Genomic DNA, 2,789 nt, shown 5'->3' on the forward strand with positions numbered 1-2,789 from the left:
TGGGCGTCCCGCCCGTGTCCCATCCTTAAAAAATCCCAATCTTAAAATGCAAGCAAATCCCAATACAGGAACACTTTACATCGTAGGAACCCCGATCGGCAACCTCGAAGACATGACCTTTCGCGCCATCCGAATCTTGCAAACAGTAGACTTCATCGCCGCCGAAGATACCCGCCATACAGGCAAACTTTTGCAACATTTCCAAATCAAAACCCCCCAAATCAGCTATCACGAACACAACCAACAGCAGCGACTCCCCGAACTCATCGACAAACTGCATTTAGGCAAAGATATCGCCCTCGTCACCGATGCCGGAATGCCGGGAATTTCTGACCCAGGTTCCGAGTTAGTAAAAGCTTGCGCCGATGCTAATATTAACATTATTCCGATTCCCGGCCCGACCGCCTGCATTGTTGGCATAACTGCATCAGGATTACCCACAGAGAGATTTGTATTTGAAGGATTCTTACCCGTGAAAGGTCAAGAACGCCAACAGAGTTTAGAAGCTTTGCAAATAGAATCCCGCACTATAATATTATACGAATCTCCCCACCGATTGCGACAAACTTTACAAGATTTAGCAAATACTTTGGGAAGCGACAGACAGATTGTGCTGGCGAGAGAGTTAACCAAAATGCACGAAGAGTTTTGGCGTGGTAGTATAGAAAGTGCGATCGAGCTTTACACCAATCGCGAACCCCAGGGAGAATTTACCCTCGTAATAGCCGGCATCCAAACAGCCGCCCCAATATTTTCCGAAGACGCAATTAAAGCAGAATTGCAAACATTAATTGCAGAAGGAATAAGTCGTTCCCAAGCCAGCCGCCAGCTAGCGCAACAAACATCCCTCCCCCGCCGCCAAATCTACCAACTCGCCCTCACAATAGGCGACAATGAATCACTAGAACAACCCGTGGATGACTTGTGAATATCTCTCTTCTTCTCTGCGCCCTCTGCGCCCTCTGCGGTTAAATAAAAAAAGCTAGATACTCACACTCAGAATTATATGGTACGCGGAAACTACGATCGACAAAAACCATATTTACGCAACCCCCACATCAACAAACCAATCGCCGAAATCTATGCAGACTTAGACGCCTTTAGCTGGGAGATATTTGAAGACCAACCCCACCGCTTCGATACCGTCAGTTTCTACGTCTTGCTTCCCCCACTATTTTACGAAGGGCGTTTCATCAAAGGAATTTACTTCAGCGAAGGAGTCGAACTAATAAACAAACTATTTCCCCAACTTTCCTCAGTATTTTTCTCCTTCACCTATTCCCCCGGAATCTCCTATTCTTGGGCCCCCATAGCTGACGCCTACTCCAGTTTATACAAAAATCCGCAGCGAGAAAAGTGGTTTCGCGAAACTTATCCCGATCGCGCCCACAAACCAATCATACCACTGCAAGACACCGACTTCATCAACGAATACTTAATTTCCCCGCGCAACGTCCCCGCCAAAGACATCGACTTGCTAGCCGTCGCGCGAATTTCCGAAGAAAAAAATTTGCCAATTATTGCCAAAGCCTTAAAAGTTTACCGCCAAAAATATCCGCAAAAACCGATAAAATTAACAGTAGTCACCGGCCACGAATTTGATGCTAGCAACCTAAAAACTCTCGACGAGTACGCATTAAAAGAATGGCGACAAGTCGAGGAAATTTTAACCAATCCCTCCGACTACATTAACTTAGTGCCAAGAGTAGACTACTACAGGGAAATCCCCACATATTATTCGCGAGCCCAAGCATTCGTCCTCGGTTCCCTTCTCGAAGGAAAAAACCGGGGCATTACCGAAGCCATGAGTTGTAATGTACCAGTAATTTGTTTTGAAGAATTCAACCAATACGCCAGAGGCAACTCGCCAGTTTTCCCCGAAGGTGCGGGTCTTTACGCCAAATTTGACCCGGAATCTCTCGCAGATACTATATATACAGTATTGGAAAATCAAACAGAATTCAAACCGCGATATCAGTATTTAAAGCATTGCGGGCGCAAGAACTTTTTCAATACTTGTATAGACAGTTTTCCTTACTATCAGCACAACATCCCCGACTACAAGCCGGGAGACGCGATTAACAATTTGTGGTTGGATTTAGCAGTTCAACAAAATTATCAAGTTAGTTTGAATAGCTTTTTGTATGGAGGTTCTCCCTTGTCTCATATTCGCGGGACAAATGCGATTCAGCATAACCTCGGTCAGTTAACAAAATTCAAATGACAGATGATATACTGCTGTTATTATTCACCATCGTCGTAAATTTTTTACCCCACCCCAACCCTCCCCTTATCAAGGGGAGGGAGTAAGAAATTTACAAATGATTTAGGATTGCTATAAGACCGAGTTAGCAGTTTAATGGACATCAACACCAAAAAAGAAGAATTTAGCTATGCCTACATTTACGCCATTGCCTCAGCAGCAGGGTGCATCTGCCAGCGAACAACTACTCCTCTAGACAAGCTGGGTGTAGACCTAATTATCACGGGAATAGCAGCATCAGGTTTACCAAACTTTCCCATTCTTTACATTCAAGTCAAATGTACCTCAAGAGATATCCTCAACGACAATAGCCTTCGCTATCCCCTGAACATTAAAAACTACGAAGAATTGAGCACAAGCAACGCCTATCCTCCTAGAATTATAATTGTGGTCATTGTTCCCGATAGAGTCAATGACTGGCTGCAACAAACAGAAGCGGAACTCTGCTTGGTAGTAATAAATATGTAGTGAAGTTTAATTACAGTAATTGAATACATAGGATAATTTTATAACTCACACAATCAAA

The 2,789-nt window shown here is 44.1% G+C and carries 3 protein-coding genes; all 3 read left to right on the plus strand.

Annotated elements, in window-relative coordinates:
* The first annotated feature begins 46 nt into the window (after positions 1–46).
* The 3 genes from rsmI (at position 47) to QUA16_RS15425 (ending at position 2,731) form a co-directional block, all read left to right on the plus strand.
* On the plus strand, positions 47–928 hold the full coding sequence (gene rsmI / locus QUA16_RS15415) for a 16S rRNA (cytidine(1402)-2'-O)-methyltransferase (RefSeq protein WP_333107676.1): 882 nt from the start codon (positions 47–49) through the stop codon (positions 926–928).
* Between the two features lie 78 nt (positions 929–1,006).
* A complete protein-coding gene (locus QUA16_RS15420; protein ID WP_333107674.1) occupies positions 1,007–2,224 on the plus strand; it encodes a glycosyltransferase in 1,218 nt (405 codons plus the stop codon).
* Between the two features lie 135 nt (positions 2,225–2,359).
* The gene (locus QUA16_RS15425) at positions 2,360–2,731 is read left to right on the plus strand and encodes a DUF4365 domain-containing protein (RefSeq protein WP_333107675.1); all 372 of its coding nucleotides are present in this window, start codon (positions 2,360–2,362) and stop codon (positions 2,729–2,731) included.
* The last annotated feature ends 58 nt before the right edge of the window (positions 2,732–2,789 follow it).

The organism is Microcoleus sp. S13_C3 (assembly GCF_036700905.1).
GTDB lineage: Bacteria > Cyanobacteriota > Cyanobacteriia > Cyanobacteriales > Microcoleaceae > Microcoleus.

Coding starts and splice junctions, on each gene's coding strand:
- rsmI (WP_333107676.1), top strand. CDS start 47: ATGCAAGCAAATCCCAATACAGGAACACTTTACATCGTAGGAACCCCG.
- QUA16_RS15420 (WP_333107674.1), top strand. CDS start 1,007: ATGGTACGCGGAAACTACGATCGACAAAAACCATATTTACGCAACCCC.
- QUA16_RS15425 (WP_333107675.1), top strand. CDS start 2,360: ATGGACATCAACACCAAAAAAGAAGAATTTAGCTATGCCTACATTTAC.